Source organism: Salinicola sp. MIT1003, from assembly GCF_001858555.1.
GTDB lineage: Bacteria > Pseudomonadota > Gammaproteobacteria > Pseudomonadales > Halomonadaceae > Salinicola > Salinicola salarius.
The window spans coordinates 108,011-127,256 of the sequence record NZ_MCAP01000060.1; the positions used below are offsets into that span (position 1 = coordinate 108,011).

The following is a 19,246-nucleotide window of genomic DNA, read 5'->3' on the forward strand; positions in this document are numbered from 1 at the left end:
CGGACGCCGGAACCGGCTCAGCGCAGCATGCCCAGCACGCGCTGCAAGGCCTCGACGAACGCATCGACCTCTTCCGGCGTGTTGTAGACCGCCAGCGAGGCACGACAGGTCGCCTCGACACCGAAATGACTCAATACCGGCTGGGCGCAGTGATGCCCGGTGCGAATCGCCACACCCAACTGATCGATCAACAGACCGATATCCTGGGCATGCGCACCGTCGACGAGAAACGAAATCACGCCCGCCTTCTGCGGTGCCGTGCCGATGATTCTCAGCCCGTCGATCTGTTCGAGCTTCTGGGTTGCATGATCCAGCAGCCACTGCTCCCAGGCCGACAGCCGCTCGATGCCAAGCGCGTTGACCCAGTCCAGTCCCGCTCCCATGGCGATGACATCGGCCACCGAAGGCGTTCCCGCCTCGAACCGGTGCGGAACGGCCGCGAATTCGGTACCACGATCGAAGGAGACTCGCGAGATCATCTCCCCGCCGCCCTGCCACGGCGGCATGGAATCGAGGAGGGAAGCCTTGGCATACAGCGCCCCGGCCCCCATCGGCCCATAGACCTTGTGACCCGAGAACACATAGAAGTCGGCATCCAGCGCCTGCACGTCCACTGCCTGATGCGGCACAGCCTGGGCGCCATCGACCAGAATGAGCGCACCGCAGGCATGGGCATCGCGCGCCATCTCGGCAATGGGATTGATCGTGCCCAGCGCATTGGAGACATGGTTGACGCAGACCAGCCTGGTCCGCTCGCCCAGCATCTCGCGATAGGTCTCCTGATCGAGTACGCCTCGCGCATCGACGGGGATGACCTTGATCACGATCCCCAGTTCACGCTCGAGCAACTGCCAGGGCACGATGTTGGAGTGATGCTCCATCAACGAGATCACCACCTCGTCGCCCGCCTTCAGGTTGGCCCGGCCCCAGCTGTTGGCGACCAGATTGATCGCCTCGGTGGCCCCCCGCGTGAACACGATCTCGCGCGGCTCGAACGCATTGAGGTGGCGCTGAACCGTAGTGCGCACGCCTTCGAAGGCCGCCGTCGCCTCGTCGGCCAGCGTATGCAGCCCGCGATGGATATTGGCGTTGTAACGACGGTAGTAGTCGCTGAGGCTGTCGATGACCGCCACCGGCGTCTGACTGGTGGCGGCGTTGTCGAGGTAGATCAGCGGTCGACCGTGAACCTCACGATCGAGAATCGGAAAATCCCGACGTACGGCCGCCAGGTCCAGCGTCAGATCGGTAATCGCGGTCATCTCAAGCCTCCTGAATCGCCTCGGCGGTTTCCACCAGGTCGGCCAGGTTGAAGCGCTCCGGCAGACGACCCGCGACGGCTCTTTCGACGCGCTCGGCGATGACGTTGAGACGCACCTTGTCCATGACTTCGCCGACGAAGGCCAATGTCAGCAGCGCCCGAGCCATCGGCTCATCGATGCCGCGGCTACGCAGCGCATAGACGGCTTCCTCGTCCAGCTGGCCTGTGGTAGCGCCGTGGGAACATTTGACGTCGTCGGCGTAGATCACCAGCTCCGGCTTGGTGTCGATCTCGGCACGGTCGGACAGCAGCAGGTTGGCGTTGTTCTGGTACGCCTCGATCTGCTGCGCGTCCTTCTTGACGAAGACCTTGCCGTTGAACACGCCGCGAGAACGGTCATCTAGCACACCCTTGTAGTTCTCGTTGGAGAACGTGCGCGGCGCGTTGTGATTGACCAGCGTGTGGTTGTCGACGTGCTGACGCCCCTGGACGAAGAACAACCCGTTATAGGCCGCTTCGGCGCCTTCGGCATTGAGATCCGTCACCAGATCGGTACGTACCAGCGCCCCGCCAAGGTTCAGGTTGTACGAGTTGAAGCGGCTGTCGCGCCCCTGATCGACGTGGATGCTGGCCACGTGCAGATCCGTCAGCGCCGCTTCCTGCAACTTGTAGTGATCGACGATGGCACCGCGATCGAGCAGCACTTCGGTCACCACGTTGGTGAAATTGGCGGCGTCGGGCTCGCCCGAATAATGCTCGACGATCGTCGCCTCGGCGCGCGCGCCCGCTTCGATCAGTACCCGCGGATGGCTCATCACCGGCCGTTCGTTGGCCCGCGACAGCAGCAGCACGTAGATCGGCTTGTCGACCACCGTACCGGGTGCCAGACGCACGATGACGCCCTCTTCGGCGAAGGCGGTATTGAGCGCCGTGAACGGCGAGAAATCGACACCCGCCAGACGGCCGAGCGAACCGCCTACTGCTTCGTGGTTGGCAGCCATCGCCCTGGACAGCGGTTCGAGGGAAACGCCGGCTGGCAGGCCGTCGAGCCGGGACAGCTCGGCACTGAACACGCCGTCGACCAGCACCAGCCGATAGGCGTCGATATCCAGGCGCTGCTCGTCGAAGCGGGTAGTGTCGAACGCGGCGTCCGTCGCCAGAGCGAAATCGCCCTCGGCAATACGGCGCACGTCGGTATATTTCCACTCTTCGTCACGTCGCGTGGGAAAACCCAAGGCCTCGAAGCGCGCCGCGCCGGCCTGGCGCCGTGCCGCGACCCAGCTGGGGTCTTCGGCGCGGCGTGCGGTCAGACGCTCGAGAAAGCGTTCCGGTGCACTCATGCGGCAGATCCCTCCAGCACCCAATCGTAACCGCGGGCTTCGAGTTCCAGCGCCAGGTCCTTGTCGCCGCTCTTGACGATACGACCATCGACCAGCACGTGAACATGATCCGGCTCGATGTGATTGAGCAGGCGCTGATAGTGCGTCACCAGCAGAATGGCGCGATTGGCGTCACGCAGCGAGTTGACGCCGTCGGCGACGACCTTCATGGCGTCGATATCGAGACCGGAGTCGATCTCGTCGAGCATCGCCAGCTTCGGCTGCAGCACCAGCATCTGCAGGATCTCGTTGCGCTTCTTCTCGCCGCCGGAGAATCCTTCGTTGACCGCTCGCTGCAGGAAGCTCGGGTCCATCTTCATCTCGGCGCTCTTTTCGCGCACCAGCTTCATGAACTCCGGCGCCGGGATCTCCCCTTCACCGCGCGCGGCGCGCTGGGCATTGAGCGCCGCCTTGAGCAGGTAGATATTCTTGACCCCGGGGATTTCGACCGGGTACTGGAATCCCAGCAACAGACCGGCGCGAGCCCGTTCCTCGATTTCCATTTCGAGCACGTCCTGACCTTCGAACAGGATCGTGCCCTGCGTCACCTCGTAACCGTCCTTGCCGGCGATCACCGCCGACAGCGTCGACTTGCCCGCGCCATTCGGCCCCATGATGGCATGGACCTCACCGGCGTTGATGGTCAGATTGAGGCCCTTGAGGATCGCTTTGTCCTCGACCGTAACGTGAAGATCTTTGACTTCGAGCATGTGAAACCCTTGAAACGAGAGAGACCGCCGACGCAGCCTCCCGAATTGGCATATGAATTCGACAGTGGCGGCGAATCAGCCCACCGAACCTTCCAGCGTGACGTTGAGCAGCGCCTCGGCCTCGACCGCGAACTCCATCGGCAGCTCCTGGAAGACATCCTTGCAGAAGCCGTTGACGATCATGCTTACCGCGTCCTCTTCGTCGATCCCGCGCGCGCGGCAGTAGAACAGCTGATCGTCGGCGATCTTGGACGTGGTGGCCTCGTGTTCGACGGTGGCGGTGCTGTTGCCGATCTCCTGATAAGGGAACGTGTGGGCGCCGCACTGGTCGCCGATCAGCAGCGAATCACACTGGGTATAGTTGCGTGCGCCCTTGGCCCGTGGCCCGATCTTGACCAGACCGCGGTAGGCCTGGTCGCTGCGACCGGCGGCGATCCCCTTGGCGACGATCGTCGAGCGGGTATTCTCGCCGATATGGATCATCTTGGTGCCAGTGTCGGCCTGCTGGCGACCGTTGGTCACCGCGACCGAATAGAACTCGCCGATGCTCTCCTTGCCACGCAGCATGCAGGAGGGGTACTTCCAGGTGATGGCGGAGCCGGTCTCGACCTGCGTCCAGCTGATGCGGGAGCGATCGCCACGACAGTCACCACGCTTGGTGACGAAGTTGTAGATGCCGCCCTTGCCTTCCTCGTCGCCCGGATACCAGTTCTGCACCGTGGAGTACTTGATGTAGGCATCTTCCAGCGCGACCAGCTCGACCACCGCCGCGTGGAGCTGGTTCTCGTCACGCATCGGCGCGGTACAGCCTTCGAGGTAGGAAACCTGCGCCTGCTTGTCGCAGATGATCAGCGTACGCTCGAACTGGCCGGTATTGGCGGCGTTGATCCGGAAGTAGGTCGACAGCTCCATCGGGCACTTAACGCCTTCCGGTACGTAGACGAACGAGCCATCGGTGAAGACCGCGGAGTTGAGCGCGGCGAAATAGTTGTCGGCCTGCGGCACTACCGTCCCCAGATACTGGCGCACCAGTTCCGGGTACTCGCGAATCGCCTCGGAGATGGAGCAGAAGATGACCCCGGCCTCGTGGAGCTTCTCCTTGAACGTCGTGGTCACCGATACCGAATCGAACACGGCATCGACGGCCACCCCCGCCAGCGCCGCCCGCTCGTGCAGCGGAATACCCAGCTTTTCGTAAGTTTCCAGCAGCTTGGGGTCGACCTCGTCCAGGCTCTGCGGGCGGTCTTCCGGCTTCTTCGGCGCACTGAAATAGGAGATTGCCTGATAGTCGATGGGGGGATATTCGAGATGCGCCCAGGACGGCGGCGTCATCTTGAGCCACTGGTGATAGGCTTCGAGACGCCACTCGAGCATCCATTGCGGCTCTTCTTTCTTCTGGGAAATGAAGGCGATCGTGCTTTCATCCAAGCCCGGCGGCACGGTATCGCTTTCGATGTCGGTCACGAATCCCTGCTTGTATTCGCGACGGACCAACTGCTCCATCTCTTCGCTAGCCATGGTCTTCTCTCCTCTCCACCGAGAGTCTTATGACGAAGACGCAGTCCCGAACAGACACGAGAAGCGGCAAGACCCTCACCGCGACTGCACCTGCCATTGCCACGTCTTCTTAATGTTCGCGCACTGCCCCGGTCGTCGAGGGCAACGTCACGCTTTGGATCGGTAACTGTACCGGCAACTTGAGCGGGCCGGACTGAGCGAGATGCGCCAACGTGACACAGTCGAGCAGTGTCCGTATCGCCTGTGACACCCGCTGCCAATTGTCGGCGACGCCGCAGGTATCCATCAGCTCGCAGTCTCCGTCGGCATGGCTGCACTCGGTCATGCCGATCGGCCCCTCGATGGCGGCAATGATGTCGCTGGCGGTGATCTCCGCCGGCGACCGGGAAAGCACATAACCCCCATGCGAACCGCGACGCGACTCGAGCAACCCGCTCTTGGAAAGCATTTTTAGCGTCTTTCCTACCGTGGGATGAGGCAGGCTCACGCGTACCGCCAATTCGGCTGCCGTATGCGCCTGCTCGGGATCCCGTGCGATCTGCGCCATGATCACTGCCGCATAATCCGTCAATTTCGATAGTTTCAGCATGCCTTGATGCCCTCTCGATCCTGACAGCCGCTATATAGGACCATTTTAGTCCTCTTTAACCACGCTGTGAACCCTTGGTCTCGCCAGCGAATCGCGGCCCCACCTGCCTGGCAAGCGCCCCGGCGCCGATCGGAACGGGGAACCCGTTCACAGGCAAGCGATGTCGTTGAATTACGCAACATCAAAAGAACACAAAAAGAAAAACTCGGAAAACTAAGATTCTCAATCACACCTTTAGTAACTAGAAGTTACCAAAATCGCTTCAGGACGCCTTTTTGGCGTCTCCAACTCGAGACAAGGGATGTCGTCATAAAGTCACACGCTGTGCAATAGAACGACACTAAAGCCGCATTCTCGTTTACATGAGATTTTTCTTAATTGGAACGAAAGGCACTTTGACACTAACGTTGTCCCTGTATTTCGGAAACACTGTTTGTCATTAGCTGTAAAGAGGCGAGGTCCTAAAGGCCTGTAGAATCAATCACTTGACATCCTAATAAAAACTAGCCTCGCGATATGGCCGGCTTTTGTAATTCCTGTCGCCGCCATTACGCGATGCTTTGCAGAACGTAAGTCTTTACAGCAAATGACAGTTTGCCGTGTTCAACACCAATGAATGAATGCCAGTGATTGGCAGATCGAGTGGCCGACGCCACGGGACAGCTCGTGAATGTCGGACACATAACGATACGAATCAGCAAGGAGAGCCATCATGCGGATTACCATTTTTGGAACGGGTTATGTAGGTCTCGTTACCGGAACCTGTCTCGCCGATGCCGGCCATGAAGTCATGTGCATGGATGTCGACAGCGACAAGATCGCCGGTCTCGAGAACGGCATCGTCCCTATCTATGAGCCCGGTCTGGAAGCACTGATCAAACAGAACGTGGCCGAAGAACGCCTGCTGTTCACCACCGACCCTGCGGTGGCGGCCAATTTCGGCACCCTGCAGTTCATCGCCGTGGGCACGCCGCCGGACGAAGATGGCAGCGCCGACCTGAAATACGTCCTCAGCGTGGCAGATACCATCGCTACCCACATGCAGGAGTACAAGCTGGTCATCGACAAGTCCACCGTGCCCGTAGGGACGGCAGACCGTGTCACTGACGCCATTTCCCGCCGGCTGCAGCAGCGCGACGTGGACATCCCCTTCGACGTCTGTTCGAACCCCGAGTTCCTCAAGGAAGGTTCTGCCGTCGAAGATTTCTCGCAGGGCGCACGCATCATCATCGGCTGCGACTCTCCTCGCGTCGAACCGCTGATGCGCGAGTGCTATGCCCCCTACAACCGGCGCCAGGAAAAGCTGATGTTCATGGACATCCGCAGCGCCGAACTGACCAAGTACGCCGCCAACGCCATGCTGGCGACCAAGATCAGCTTCATGAACGAAGTGTCGAATCTGGCCGAGCGGCTCGGCGCCGATGTCGAAAACGTGCGCCGGGGTATCGGAAGCGACCCGCGCATCGGCTACAGCTTCATCTATCCCGGCTGCGGCTATGGCGGCTCCTGCTTTCCGAAGGACGTCCAGGCGCTCGCTCGCACCGCCAGCGGCGTCGGCTACGAGGCGGAACTGCTCAACGCGGTCGAGGCGGTCAACTACCGTCAGAAGGCGAGTCTTTTCACCAAGCTGTCTCAAGCACTCGATGGTGACCTGCAAGGCAAGACCATCGCCGTCTGGGGGCTGGCGTTCAAACCCAACACCGACGACATGCGCGAGGCCCCGAGTCGCGAGCTGATGGAAGCGGTATGGGCAGCCGGCGGCAAGGTTCGTGCCTACGATCCGGAAGCCATGAAGGAGTGTCAGCGAATTTACGGCGAGCGGGACGACCTGGTGCTGACGAAACGTCGTGACGACACCCTCGAAGGCGCCGATGCGCTGGTGATCTGCACCGAGTGGAAAGCCTTCCGCACCGTCGACTTCCGCCGCCTGCGCGAGCAGCTGACCACGCCAGCGATCATCGATGGCCGCAACCTGTTCAACCCGGAAAGCGTGCGTGCCGCCGGCCTGCTCTACTTCGCGGTCGGTCGCGCCGACTCGCTTCGCATCTCCCAGCCCACCGAGGCCCCCGCGCCGTTGGCGTCACAGACCGAGCGCAGCGGCCCGGGCATCGCCTACACGCTATAACGCGCGATGCCGTCGGCGGCGGCAATGACCGCCGCCGCCCCGATTTCCGTCACGGTCCAGGCTGGTGCCATTGCACGGGCCTGCAGGAATCAAGCGCTGTCTGAAAAATCGACGAGCGATAGCCAGACAAGGCGCAACGACCGTAGGGAGCAACAGCCGAAGGCTGGCCCGAAGGGTAAGCGTAGCGAATCAAGATCGGCGAAAAAGGACCGGGCTGGCGTCCCAGTTTACGCGGAGTAAATGAGCATTTTGAGCCGATTTTTAACGCCGTATGCGTGAGCGCTGACATTTTTTAGACAAAGCGTAGCGTCTGCTCGGCGGGTTCGGCAGACCCGCAAGGGACGACGTCAAGGAACGACTCCAAGGACATCCCGATGAGCCATATCAACTACACCCGAGCCAGGCCCAGCAAAGCCTCAGTGGCGACCGAAGCAACGGTCATCCTGCTGCTGGCGGCGCTGACCCTGCTGCTGGTGACCCATCTGCCGGGCGAAGTCTTTCACCCCGGCTCGAAGAGCTTCATCTTCGCCGTGGGCCTGATAGGGGCCTGGCGTTACTCGTGGTGGTTCGTGCAGGCGGTACGCTCCGTCTGGTACAACCGCCGCATGTTTCCTCGGCTGCGGGCCGAGGCTGATGCCGTCGGCGCCAGAGAGACGCCGGACGCGCTCTATATCCTGTGCACCTCGTTTCGGATCGACACCGAGGTCACCTTTGCCGTCTACGACGCGCTGATTCGCGATGCCGCGGACTACGGCGTGCCGACGACGCTGTTCGCCGCCATCGCCGACCGCAGCGATGTCGACATCATCGACCAGGTGATGGAAGAACATGGCTGGCCCGACAACGTCAGTGTCCGCTATATGTTCCAGAAAGGTGACGGCAAACGCTCGGCCATGGCCGAGGTACTGCGCGCCATCTCCCGCTGCATGCCGACACACCGCTCGCTGCTGGTCAGCATGGACGGTGACATCCGCATCGAACCCGGCACGCTGGAACGTTCGCTATCGTTCTTTCTGGCCAAGGATGACCTGGGGGCGATCACCACCAACAATAACGCGGTGGTCATCGGCAACGATGTGACCAAGGAGTGGTACGACCTGCGCTACGCCCAGCGCCATCTGGTCATGAGCTCGACCTCGGTATCCGAGCGACTGCTCGTCCTGACCGGCCGCTACAGCGCGTTTCGTGCCGATCTCGCCACGGAGCCCGAATTCATCGAGCTGGTCGAGAACGACCACGTCGAGCACTGGCGTTTCGGCAACTTCAAGTTCCTCTCCGGCGATGACAAGTCGACCTGGTTCTGGCTGCTCAAGCATCGCTGGAAGATGCTTTATCTCCCGGATGTCTACGTCACCGGCTTCGAGGAGCTGCCCGAGCGTCGCCGATTCTTCAAGTCGACGCTGGATCTGATGCGCCGCTGGTTCGGCAACATGCTGCGTACCAACGGCCGTGCCATCGCGCTGGGGCCAAGCCGCATGGGCTGGTTCACCTGGTGGAGCCTCGTCGACCAGCGGCTTTCCATGTGGACCACGCTGATCGGCCCGACCATCGCTATCATGCTGACGCTGTTCGTGCGCCCGTCGTTCATCTTCGCCTACCTGCTGTGGATCCTGATGACCCGCGGCCTGACCAGCCTGGTACTGGCCTGGCAGCGCGGACGCTGGAGCGCACTGTGGGTGCCGATGCTCTACTACAACCAGCTCAGCGGCGCGATCCTGAAGACCTATGTCAGCTTTCGCTTCAACCGTCAGAAATGGTCACGTCAGGGCATTTCCGCCGGCGAGCCCGACGATCCTCGCGCAGCCCGTCGTCAGCGACTGGGTGGCCATTTCATCCACGCCCTCTACCTGGGCGGGCTGATATTCGTGCTGGCCATCTTCGGCGGCATCATGGCCCCGGCCGATCGCCTGTCGATCGCGGCGATGACCGGCGCCCAGCCGGAGACGCTCGAGGAAGACGCCGCCGACAATCGCTGGCTCGCATTGACGCTGACCGACGCACCGGAGGGCGGCAGCGTTCATCTGCCCGCCGGCCACTACCGGATCGATGCCCGATTCAACGACCAGGTCGCCTCGCTGGACAGGATTCGCGGCACCAGCCTTCACGGCTATGGCGACCCGGACGATCCGACCACGCTGGAAGTCGGCACCGGACTCGCCTCGCAGATCCGCTCCGGCGACACCACGCTCGCCAGCGCTGGCAAGTTCGACTGTGACGCCCAGCAGCCCTGTCAGATTCAGCTTGCCGGTCACGCTATCCAGCTGACGGCGCTATCGCTGTCGCTCGAAGGCAGCCACATGGAAGACAACGCGCTGGCACAGAACCGCCAGTAGCCAGGGAATTTCAAGGAGACTTCACCATGTCAGATCACGATCGCCAGTCAGGCCATGACAACGAGACACGCCGGGATCCGGATCAGCTGCGCCATGAACGCCGCGACGAGCGCCGCCATGTCCGCGTCGAAATGCCCTTCAACGTTCGTCTGGGGGATGATCGGGTCGTCAAGGGCCACGATCTCTCGATGGGAGGCTTTTCCGCCGAGACCTCGATGCATTTGGAGCGCCACCGCGAGATCCCCGTTGCGCTAATGCTGACCGCCAGCGGTGTCGAGCTGGCCCTGCCCGCGATGGCGCGCCCACTGCGCGAGATCGGCGACGCGCGCCAACAGCGCGTCGCGTTCGAATTCACCCAGATGGAACCCCGCCAGCGCGATATTCTGCGCCGGGTGATTCGCGCCCAGATGAGCGGACGCCATGTCAGTCTCGATGGCCTGGTCGACCCGCAGGATGCCCAGACCCCCCGCAAGCGCCGTGGCAACGTCGCGACACCGGCCACCAAGCCCAAGCGTCGCGTTCCCATGTTCCGCTACCTGGCACTGCTCGTCGCCGCGGGCGTCTTGACGGCGGCAGTGGCCGCGACCGTCTATCGTAATGTCTTTCTGATCGAGCCGAGCTTCGCCGCGGTAACGGCGCCGCGAACGGATATCCTGGCGCCCGGCGCCGGCCAGTTGAAAGACCTGGAACTCAACGCCGGCGACAAGGTCAAGCGCGACCAGCCGCTGATCCGGGTCAATAACGCCGAACTCCAGAACGATCTGCTGCTGTCCCAGGCCTCGTTCGACTACAACAAGCGCCTGATCGATAACCTTCAGGACAGCCTCGACGATGCTGGAAACCACAAGGTCAGCGTGGCGACATCCTCCAACCCCGCAGACGGCGAGCTGGGTTACGAGACCCTGTCGCCGGAAATCGCGAGGACACGGGTAGAGCAGTTCGAGACGGCCCGCGACTACGAAAGTTCGCGTATCGATGCCTACAAGGCACGGGTATCGGCCAACACCATCTACAGCCCGTGTGACTGCGAAGTGGCCTGGGCACTCAGCGCTGCCGGCGGCACCTACGTCAACGAAGGGGACCGTGTCATGACGCTGGTCAACACCCACAACAACGACGTCATGGTCGAGGCGCTGGTGCACATGGACGATATCGGCGATATCGAGAACCACCAGCAGGCCTATATCGCCCTGCCCAATGCCTCGGAGCCGATTCCCGCGCGTGTGCGTAGCGTCGCACTCGATGTCGAACGCCAGCCGCGTGCCGGCTTCCCGGACTGGGTGCGCCAGCAGCAGAACGTGGCGAGCGTGCTGCTGGTACCGGAAGAGACATTGCCGGCCAGCGCCGTGGGTACGCCGGTCGATGTCCGCTTCACCGAAGCGCCGATGCTCGACACGGCCGCCGAGTGGACCTACCAGGCGGGCCGCGCCATGTATCAAGGCGTTCAATCGTTGTGGACGAGTGCCGCCGACGGAATGAAAAGCGCCATGAACTGAGCCTTCGACTGGCCGTCGCGTGAAGCGACCGTGAAGCGCTACCGAAACCCATCGCAAACGAACTTGCCGAGGAAATGACCATGACGCGATCCCAGCTCGACAATGCCAACCGCCGCTCATTGCGCCTTTCGGGCACGGCGGCACTGCTCGCCGGCGCGTTGACTGTCGTCTCCCTGCCCGCGCAGGCCGCCAGTGACGGTGATCTCACCCGGCCCCAGGTGTCGGCCTGCTCGACACGCTACGCCCCGGTACACGCCCCGGGCATGAACATCCCGGCCAATGCGGATCCCAAGGCCTGGGTCAAGAGCGGGCTCGATGCCGAGCGACGCTGGGGCGAACAGAACCTGCAGGTGCTGAGCAACGAGGAGAGCGGACTCGACGCGCCCGCCCTGCGTGTCAGCTACCCGCAAGGCAGCTCGTCGCCCAGCGATGCCGCAGAGGGCGGCGCCGGTTTCGTGATGCCGGTGCCGGCGCTGCGTCAGGCCGATCGCGCCTGCCTGCGTTACCAGGTGCGTTTCCAGCCCGGTTTCGACTTCGTCAAGGGTGGCAAGTTGCCCGGCCTCTACGGCGGCGACGGCCCCACCGGCGGCGACGAGGTCACCGGCAAGAACGGCTTCTCGATGCGTTTCATGTGGCGCAAGCAGGGTCAGGGCGAGCTCTACGAGTACGTCGCCAATAAAGACGCCGACTACGGCGAATCGGTCGGCCGTGGCCGATGGCGCTTCACCCCGGGACAGTGGGTCAGCGTGGAGCAGGAGATCGTGCTCAACGATCCCGACCGCGACAACGGCATTGCGCGTGTCTGGATCGACGGCCAGCCGATTCTCGAGCAGCAGGGCATCGTCTATCGCACCACTGAAGACGTGCATATCGACGGCCTGATGTTCTCGACCTTCTTTGGCGGTCACGGCAGCGACTGGCGCACGCCGCGTCACCAGGTCGTCGATTTCGCCGACTTCACCCTGATGGCCCCCAGGGCGTGATCCATCCTTTCGACAGGGAGTCGATTTTCATGAAACGGACGTCACTCGCAGGCCGTGTGGGCCTGCGTCTCACTCTCACGATGCTATTGGGCGTAACCGCCTTGGGGCTGACGCTTTCGGCCCAGGCGATGAGCTACGAACAGCGCCAGAAGCTGGATCTGTCGGAATATACGGTCACCGATCCCGATGCCTCCTATTTCGACGTCAAGGCACGCATGGCCTTGCTGCAGCAGACGGACAACGATCTGCTGCAGTACAACAGTGATCAGCTCGAGCCCGGTCCCAGCTGTCAACAGGAGCTGTCCAAGCCGGCGCTGGACAGTGTCATCCGGATTCCCGGCTACTATCCGCAGCCCCAGGCCTGGAAGCTGGCTTCCGAGCCACTGTTCGATTTCGAGGACACCGTCTCCAATCTGGCTGGCGCCTACGTCGCCTCCGGGGATGACTACTACGCCGACTGCCTGGTGCGGTTTCTCGACAAATGGGCGACTCAAGACGCCTTGAGCCAGTTCTATTACGACCGTCTCGAACCCCAGGGCTGGTACTCGACCGAGTCGATGATGTTTGCCGCCGCCATGGCCTACTCCATCGTGCGTCCGGTCGTGGCGGACAAGCGTCCCGAGGCGATCGAACGCATCAATCACTGGCTCAACACGCTGGCCCACCAGCACTCGTCCATTCGTGGCGGAGACCCGAGCTGCTGCAACAACCACTTCTACCGTCGAGCGCTCTACGCCAGCATGATCGGCGTACTGACGGACGACGACGAGCTTTTCCAGTTCGGCGTCAGCGCCGTCTACTCGGCGCTCAGCGACATGACCCCGCGCGGGGCCTTGCCCCACGAAATGGCTCGTGGACGACGCGCCAGCCACTACCAGAACTATGCCTTGCTGTATCTCGTCAACATCATGCAGGTGGCCTATCGCCAAGGCTACGACCTGTTCGACTTCGAGTACGACGGCCATACCGTCGACGATGCGGTCCAGTTTGCGCTGGACACCTTCGACGACCCGGCAGCGCTGGGTGACCTGGCGACCCACTCCCAGTACTACGGCTTTCTGGACGACGAGCAGTACCTGGCCTGGATGGAGGTCTATCTCCAGCACCGAGAGGATCCGAGAATCTCCCACTACGTCAGCCAGAAGCGACCCATCGACAACCGCAGTGCCGGGGGCTACGTCACCCTCTACTTCATGGATCCGAAAGCCCAGCCTCGCGCGCTGCCGGAACCCGAAGAGCAGCAACTCGCCACGTTCGAACCCGATACCTGATTTCGCGCCCGACGCCTGATTTCGCCCCGAGGCTCGAGTTCGAGCCCTGCCACGGCCTCGGGATCCGACGATTCACTGTTCAGGACCGTTCCAGGGACGGAACGGCTCCGACCCAAAGGAGACTCGCATGACGATATCCACTCGCACTGACCTGCTGCCCCTGTCACGCCGGCCCACTAGCCGATTCATACCGGGCCTGGCTTCGGCCCTGGTTTCGGCCATCATGCTGACCGCCTGCGCCGGCCAGGGTACCCAGGACATGCAAACCGTCGCCGCCCAGGATCGGGCGCTGTTTGCCCATCGCTACGTCGAGTCGATGCCTTCGACCGACTGGAACCGCATGGAATACATCCGCAATCTGCAGGCCGAGGGCCAGAGCCTGAAGGCCATCGAACTGCTCAAGCCCATGGCACGGACGCACCCCGAAGCCCTTTACGAGCTGGCGCGAATCTACGATGACGGCGCCGGCGTCCCCCGCGATCCCGAACTGGCCGTTCACTACTATCGCCAGGCCGTTCCCTATGAATTCAGCGGGCTCGACAACGCCTCGCTGAAATTGGGACGACTCTATCTCGCCGGGGACGGCGTCAAGCGGGACCCCGCCCTGGCCTGGAATCTGTTCCAGCAGGCCATCGACCACGACGGCAACCCCAGCGCTCGCATCGAGGTCGCCGAGATGCAGCTGGCAGGCGAAGGCGTGCCGCGTGATGTCGATGCCGCCCGCGAACAGCTGGAAAAGGCAGCGGCCCAGAACGAGCCGCGCGCGCTCGAGAAACTGGCCGAAAACTATGCCGCCGGCGGTGCTTTCGGCAACGACCCGAGCCGGGCACGGGCCTATGCCGAGCGTTATGCGCAGGCAATGACCTCGCGCGCCGAGAGCGGCGATGTCGATGCCATGCTCGCGCTGTCGCGACTCTACGCCGAAGATGGCCTGCTGCCCCAACCCGAGCGTCAGCAGCAGTGGTTGAACCGGGCAGCCGAAAGCGGCGACCCGCAAGCGCTGGCCGCCGCCGGCCATCTGCTGCTCGACCGGCAGGATCCCTCCGAAGGCCTGAGCATGCTCGAACGCGCAGCGCAAACCGGCAACGTGGATGCCGCCTACTGGCTGGGTCAGGCTTATCTGGGCGAAGGCCAGGTCGAAGCCGATCCGGCGCTCGCCGAAAAGTGGCTGACCAAAGCCTCGGAGCAGGGCCAGCTCGACGCCACGCGCAGCCTGGGGCAAGCCCATTTCGACGGCGTGGTGTTATCCGAAGATCCCCAGCGAGGCATTCAACTGCTGGAGCAAGCCGCACAGCACAACGATGCCTACGCCCTCGCCCTGCTGGGCAACATCTATCTCGATAGCGACAAGGTCCAGGCACAGCCGCAGCGTGGCGTCGAATATCTCAAGCGCGCCAATCGGCTCGGCCACCCTTACGCCACCGCTCGCCTGGGCGAGGCTTATCTCAAGGGAGAAGGCATGCCCGCCGATCCGGTTCAGGGCGTTGCGTTGCTCACGGATGCGGCCAACCAGAAACAGAGCGGCGCCGCGCGTACTCTGGGTATCGCCTATATGGATGGCACCGGCCTGCAGCGCGATCCGGCCAAGGCGCAACGGTGGCTGAACCTGGCCGTCGAACAGGATCCCACCGACACCACGTCGAAGACACGGCTCGGCCAGGGTTACCTGGAGGGCAAGCTTCCCGGCGCCAGCCACCAGGGCGTGAAACTGCTCGAAGAAGCCGCTGACCAAGGTGACGCCTACGCCATGGTGGTGCTCGGTCGCGCCTACCGCGAGGGGGTCGGTGTATCGCCGAACCTGAACCGCTCGGAACTGTGGCTCCAGCGGGCTGAGCGTGCGGGCCACCCATCGGCACGACAGGCGCTGGCTCGTACCTACCGCGCCAGCGGCGAGCAAGGCAATATCGACGACCTGATCCGCGCGGCCAATATGGGCGAAGTCCCGGCCATGGCGGATCTGGGCCGGGCCTATCTGCGCGGCCAGGGCGTCCGCGCCAGCTACGCCAGCGCACGCAAATGGCTGTCGAAAGCCGCCGATGCGGGTCACCCCGGCGCGACGGCCTCGCTCGGTCAGATGTATGCGGAAGGATTGGGTGTCGGCGTCAACAAGAGACGCGCCGCAGGCTATTTCGAACGAGCGATCGCCGCCGGCCATGTCGGAGCCCAGGCCGATCTCGGTCAAATGCTGCTGACCGGCGACGGCATCCCCGCCGACCCGCAACGTGGCGTCAGATTGCTGACCCGCGCGGCCAACGCCGGGCATGGTTCCGCGGGCGTAACGCTCGGCGAAGCCTATCTCAACGGCACCGGCGTCGCCGCTGACCCGGAGCGTGGCGTGCGCTATCTCTCCCAGGCAGCGGAACGCGGTGACGACAACGCCCAGCGCGTACTGGGGCTGGCCTACCTCGAAGGCAACGGCGTCGACGCGGACGCCGACGAAGCCGTGAGCTGGCTTTCCCGTTCGGCGAGCAATGGCAATGCCTCCGCGCAAGCGGCGCTGGGCTCGGCCTATCTCGAAGGCCAGGGTGGCGTCACCCAGGACATCGACAAGGGCAAGCAGTTGCTGACCGCCGCCGCCGAGACTGGCCATGCCGGCGCCGAGGCCGCACTCGGACGCGCCTATCTCAGCGGAGAAGTTCTGCCGCGGGACCCCCACAAGGGCGCGGAACTGCTGGTCGATGCCGCACGTCAGGGGCACCGCTCCGCTCGCATCTCGCTGGCTCAGGCCTTTCTGCAAACGCGTGGCGTCGAGTTCGTCAATCAGCAACAGGCGATGATCTGGCTCGACGGTGTCATGGAAGGCGACAGCGAAACCGCGATCGATACCCTCCAGGATCTGCTGGAGAATCCCGAGGCGGCTACCGCTGCCGGGGATGCATCCTCCACATGATTCGATATCGCCAAAGACAAGCGCTGGCACTGGTACTCGCCGCGCTGGCGCTCCCGACCCTGGCGCCGGTGGCAACAGCCGGAACCACGATCCCCGAGGCCGCGACGGACATCGCGGCTTCGGCCGTGATCGACCGGGCCGAGAGCGAACGCCGGAAACCGCTCTACAGCGTGGTGAACAAAACCCGGCTGCCGGCCAGCGAAGACGCCCACGACTACTTCAGCTTTGCACCCTACTGGTGGCCGGACCCGGACAGTGACGATGGCCTGCCCTACGTGCGGCGTGATGGTGAATACAATGAAGCGACGCTCGGCGATGCAACCGACAAGCAGCGCCTGATCGATTTCATCGACACCGTCAACGTGCTCTCCTGGAGTTACCGCCTCACCGGTGACGAGCGCTATGCCCAACGCGCCGTCGCGCAACTTCGCCACTGGTTCGTCACGCCCGAGACACGGATGGCCCCCAACCTGCGCTACGCCCAGGCCATACCGGGACGGGTCGAAGGGCGCGGCATCGGCATCATCGAAAGTCGGCTGCTGATCGGCCTATCCGAATCGATCCGGCAACTGGCGCCCTCCCCCGCGCTGACCGACGAAACGCTCGGCCCGCTGAAGCAGTGGTACGGCGACTATCTGGACTGGATGCTGACGAGCGAGAACGGCCGGAAGGAGCATTCCAAGCGCAACAATCACGGCACCTGGTATGACGCGCAGGTCGTGGCCTTTGCCCGCTTCGTCGGTCGCCCGGCCCTGGCCAAGCGCCAGTTGCATGAAGCGCTTGACCGATTGGAAGCGCAGTTCGAGCCCGACGGGCGTCAACCGCTGGAGCTGAAACGAACCCGGCCATGGCACTATGCCAATTTCAATCTGGCAGCCTGGTCGGTGATGCTCCGCGAAGCTTCGGCGCTGGGGCTGACCTGGCCGGAAGAGGAAGCGGATCGGACGCGTCTGGCGGCCGCCTATCGCTGGGTCGCCAATCATGCGGCCAACCCCGATGACTGGTCGTATCAGGAACTTCACGGTTTCGATCCCGCCATTGCGCTCCCCAATCTGGTGACAGCGGCGCGTCATCGTCTGCTGCGAGACGACAGCCTGCTGCAAGACAGTGGCCGTATCGGACCGCTCTTCCAGCGCTGGGTACAGGACCCTGATCGTGACTCGGCCATGGCGGCAACGGCGTTGCTATCCTTGGCGAAGGCGCCCACTGCCCTCCCTTGAACGAAGATGGCCCGCTGCCAGGGCAGCGGGCCATCTTCTGTCATCTATCGACTTCTCTATCGATAGACTGCTTTATCGATCGATTGCTTCACCGTCCGATTGCTTCGCCGAGTGACTCGGCGCGAGCGATCAATCAAACGGATTGCGCAGCACGATCGTCTCGTTACGGTCGGGGCCGGTAGAGATGATATCGATCGGCGTACCGACTTCTTCTTCCAGGAAGGCGATATACGCGCGCGCGTTCGCCGGCAGATCCTCGACGCTACGCACCCCGATGGTGGATTCGTTCCAGCCCGGCAGATCGTGATAGAGCGGCTCGATCACTTCGTACCCTTCGGAATCGACCGGATTGTCGATGGTTTCGCCATCCTTGCTGCGATAGCCGACGCAGACGCGGATGTTCTCGAGCCCGTCGAGCACATCGAGCTTGGTCAGGCAGATGCCGGAGACCGAGTTGATCTGCACCGCGTGACGCAGCGCCACGGCGTCGAACCAGCCACAGCGGCGCGCACGACCGGTGGTTGCCCCGAACTCATGCCCTTTCTCGGCCAGGTGCCGGCCGAATTCGTCGAACAGCTCGGTGGGAAACGGGCCGGAGCCGACGCGCGTGGTGTAGGCCTTGGTGATGCCCAGCACGTAGTCGAGGTAAAGCGGGCCGACCCCGGAGCCGGTCGCCGTGCCGCCAGCGGTCGTGTTGGAGCTGGTGACGTAGGGATAGGTGCCGTGGTCGATATCCAGCAACGAGCCCTGAGCGCCCTCGAACAGGATGTTTTCGCCGGACTTGCGGATATCGTGGACCAGGGAGACCGTGTCGCAGACCATGGGGCGCAGTTCTTCGGCAAAGCCCATCGCCTGATCCAGCACTTCCTGGAAATCGACGGCCGGTTCACCGTGATAACGGGTCAACACGAAGTTGTGGTAATCGAGCACCTCGCCCAGCTTGGAGGCGAAACGCTCGCGATGCAGGATGTCACCCAGGCGCAGGCCGCGACGCGCGACCTTGTCTTCGTAGGCCGGTCCGATACCGCGTCCGGTCGTACCGATCTTGGCAATGCCGCGAGCCTTTTCACGCGCCTGGTCGAGGCGCACATGGTAAGGCAGGATCAGCGGACAGGCCGGCGACAGACGCAGGCGCTCGCGCACCGGCACGCCCTTGGCCTCCAGCTCCTTGATCTCCTCCATCAACGCTTCCGGCGACAGCACGACACCATTGCCGATCACGCAGATCTTGTCGTCGCGCAACACGCCGGAAGGAATCAGATGCAGAACCGTCTTCTGGCCGTCGATCACCAGCGTATGGCCGGCATTGTGCCCGCCCTGGAATCGCACCACGGCACTGGCGGACTCGGTCAACAGGTCGACGACCTTGCCCTTGCCCTCATCGCCCCACTGAGTACCCAATACGACTACGTTCTTGCCCATTGCTCTCGTCTCTTGATCAACCCGTCGCGATCCGGTCGTTCGTCGCGATCCA

General features: G+C 63.0%; 13 protein-coding genes. 7 read left to right on the plus strand and 6 right to left on the minus strand.

Annotated elements, in window-relative coordinates:
• Positions 1 to 17: 17 nt before the first annotated feature.
• The 5 genes from BC443_RS17910 to BC443_RS17930 form a co-directional block, all read right to left on the minus strand.
• Positions 18 to 1,259 (minus strand): cysteine desulfurase, encoded by a 1,242-nt coding sequence (locus BC443_RS17910; protein WP_071233240.1) that lies wholly within the window; start codon positions 1,257 to 1,259, stop codon positions 18 to 20.
• A 1-nt stretch (position 1,260) separates the two neighbouring features.
• Positions 1,261 to 2,598 (minus strand): Fe-S cluster assembly protein SufD, encoded by a 1,338-nt coding sequence (gene sufD / locus BC443_RS17915; protein WP_071233241.1) that lies wholly within the window; start codon positions 2,596 to 2,598, stop codon positions 1,261 to 1,263.
• Positions 2,595 to 3,347: a Fe-S cluster assembly ATPase SufC gene (gene sufC / locus BC443_RS17920; RefSeq protein ID WP_071233242.1), complete on the minus strand. Its 753-nt coding sequence runs from the start codon at positions 3,345 to 3,347 to the stop codon at positions 2,595 to 2,597. The genes sufD and sufC overlap by 4 nt, the downstream gene beginning before the upstream one ends.
• A gap of 75 nt (positions 3,348 to 3,422) precedes the next feature.
• Positions 3,423 to 4,865 carry a Fe-S cluster assembly protein SufB gene (sufB, locus tag BC443_RS17925; protein ID WP_071233243.1) on the minus strand — a complete coding sequence of 481 codons (1,443 nt, stop codon included), beginning with the start codon at positions 4,863 to 4,865 and terminating at the stop codon, positions 3,423 to 3,425.
• Between the two features lie 109 nt (positions 4,866 to 4,974).
• On the minus strand, positions 4,975 to 5,454 hold the full coding sequence (locus tag BC443_RS17930) for an SUF system Fe-S cluster assembly regulator (RefSeq protein WP_071233244.1): 480 nt from the start codon (positions 5,452 to 5,454) through the stop codon (positions 4,975 to 4,977).
• A 712-nt stretch (positions 5,455 to 6,166) separates the two neighbouring features.
• Here BC443_RS17930 and BC443_RS17935 point away from each other — a divergent pair.
• The 7 genes from BC443_RS17935 (at position 6,167) to BC443_RS17965 (ending at position 17,772) form a co-directional block, all read left to right on the plus strand.
• Complete coding sequence (locus tag BC443_RS17935) at positions 6,167 to 7,579, plus strand: UDP-glucose/GDP-mannose dehydrogenase family protein (RefSeq protein WP_083387505.1); 1,413 nt, start codon at positions 6,167 to 6,169, stop codon at positions 7,577 to 7,579.
• A gap of 374 nt (positions 7,580 to 7,953) precedes the next feature.
• Entirely contained in the window at positions 7,954 to 9,912 is a 1,959-nt protein-coding gene (locus BC443_RS17940; protein WP_071233245.1) for a glycosyltransferase, read from the plus strand.
• A 26-nt stretch (positions 9,913 to 9,938) separates the two neighbouring features.
• Complete coding sequence (locus BC443_RS17945; RefSeq protein ID WP_071233246.1) at positions 9,939 to 11,408, plus strand: HlyD family efflux transporter periplasmic adaptor subunit; 1,470 nt, start codon at positions 9,939 to 9,941, stop codon at positions 11,406 to 11,408.
• 80 nt (positions 11,409 to 11,488) lie between these two features.
• Positions 11,489 to 12,391: a polysaccharide lyase gene (locus BC443_RS17950; protein WP_071233272.1), complete on the plus strand. Its 903-nt coding sequence runs from the start codon at positions 11,489 to 11,491 to the stop codon at positions 12,389 to 12,391.
• A gap of 29 nt (positions 12,392 to 12,420) precedes the next feature.
• Positions 12,421 to 13,662, plus strand: coding sequence for an alginate lyase family protein (locus BC443_RS17955; protein ID WP_071233247.1), 1,242 nt, complete (start codon positions 12,421 to 12,423; stop codon positions 13,660 to 13,662).
• A 127-nt stretch (positions 13,663 to 13,789) separates the two neighbouring features.
• On the plus strand, positions 13,790 to 16,552 hold the full coding sequence (locus tag BC443_RS17960; protein WP_071233248.1) for a tetratricopeptide repeat protein: 2,763 nt from the start codon (positions 13,790 to 13,792) through the stop codon (positions 16,550 to 16,552).
• The gene (locus BC443_RS17965; protein ID WP_071233249.1) at positions 16,549 to 17,772 is read left to right on the plus strand and encodes an alginate lyase family protein; all 1,224 of its coding nucleotides are present in this window, start codon (positions 16,549 to 16,551) and stop codon (positions 17,770 to 17,772) included. Before BC443_RS17960 ends, BC443_RS17965 begins: the two co-directional genes overlap by 4 nt.
• Positions 17,773 to 17,901: 129 nt before the next feature.
• On the opposite strand, the gene BC443_RS17970 is transcribed toward BC443_RS17965, so the two are convergent.
• Positions 17,902 to 19,194 (minus strand): adenylosuccinate synthase, encoded by a 1,293-nt coding sequence (locus BC443_RS17970; protein ID WP_071233250.1) that lies wholly within the window; start codon positions 19,192 to 19,194, stop codon positions 17,902 to 17,904.
• Positions 19,195 to 19,246 lie beyond the last annotated feature (52 nt).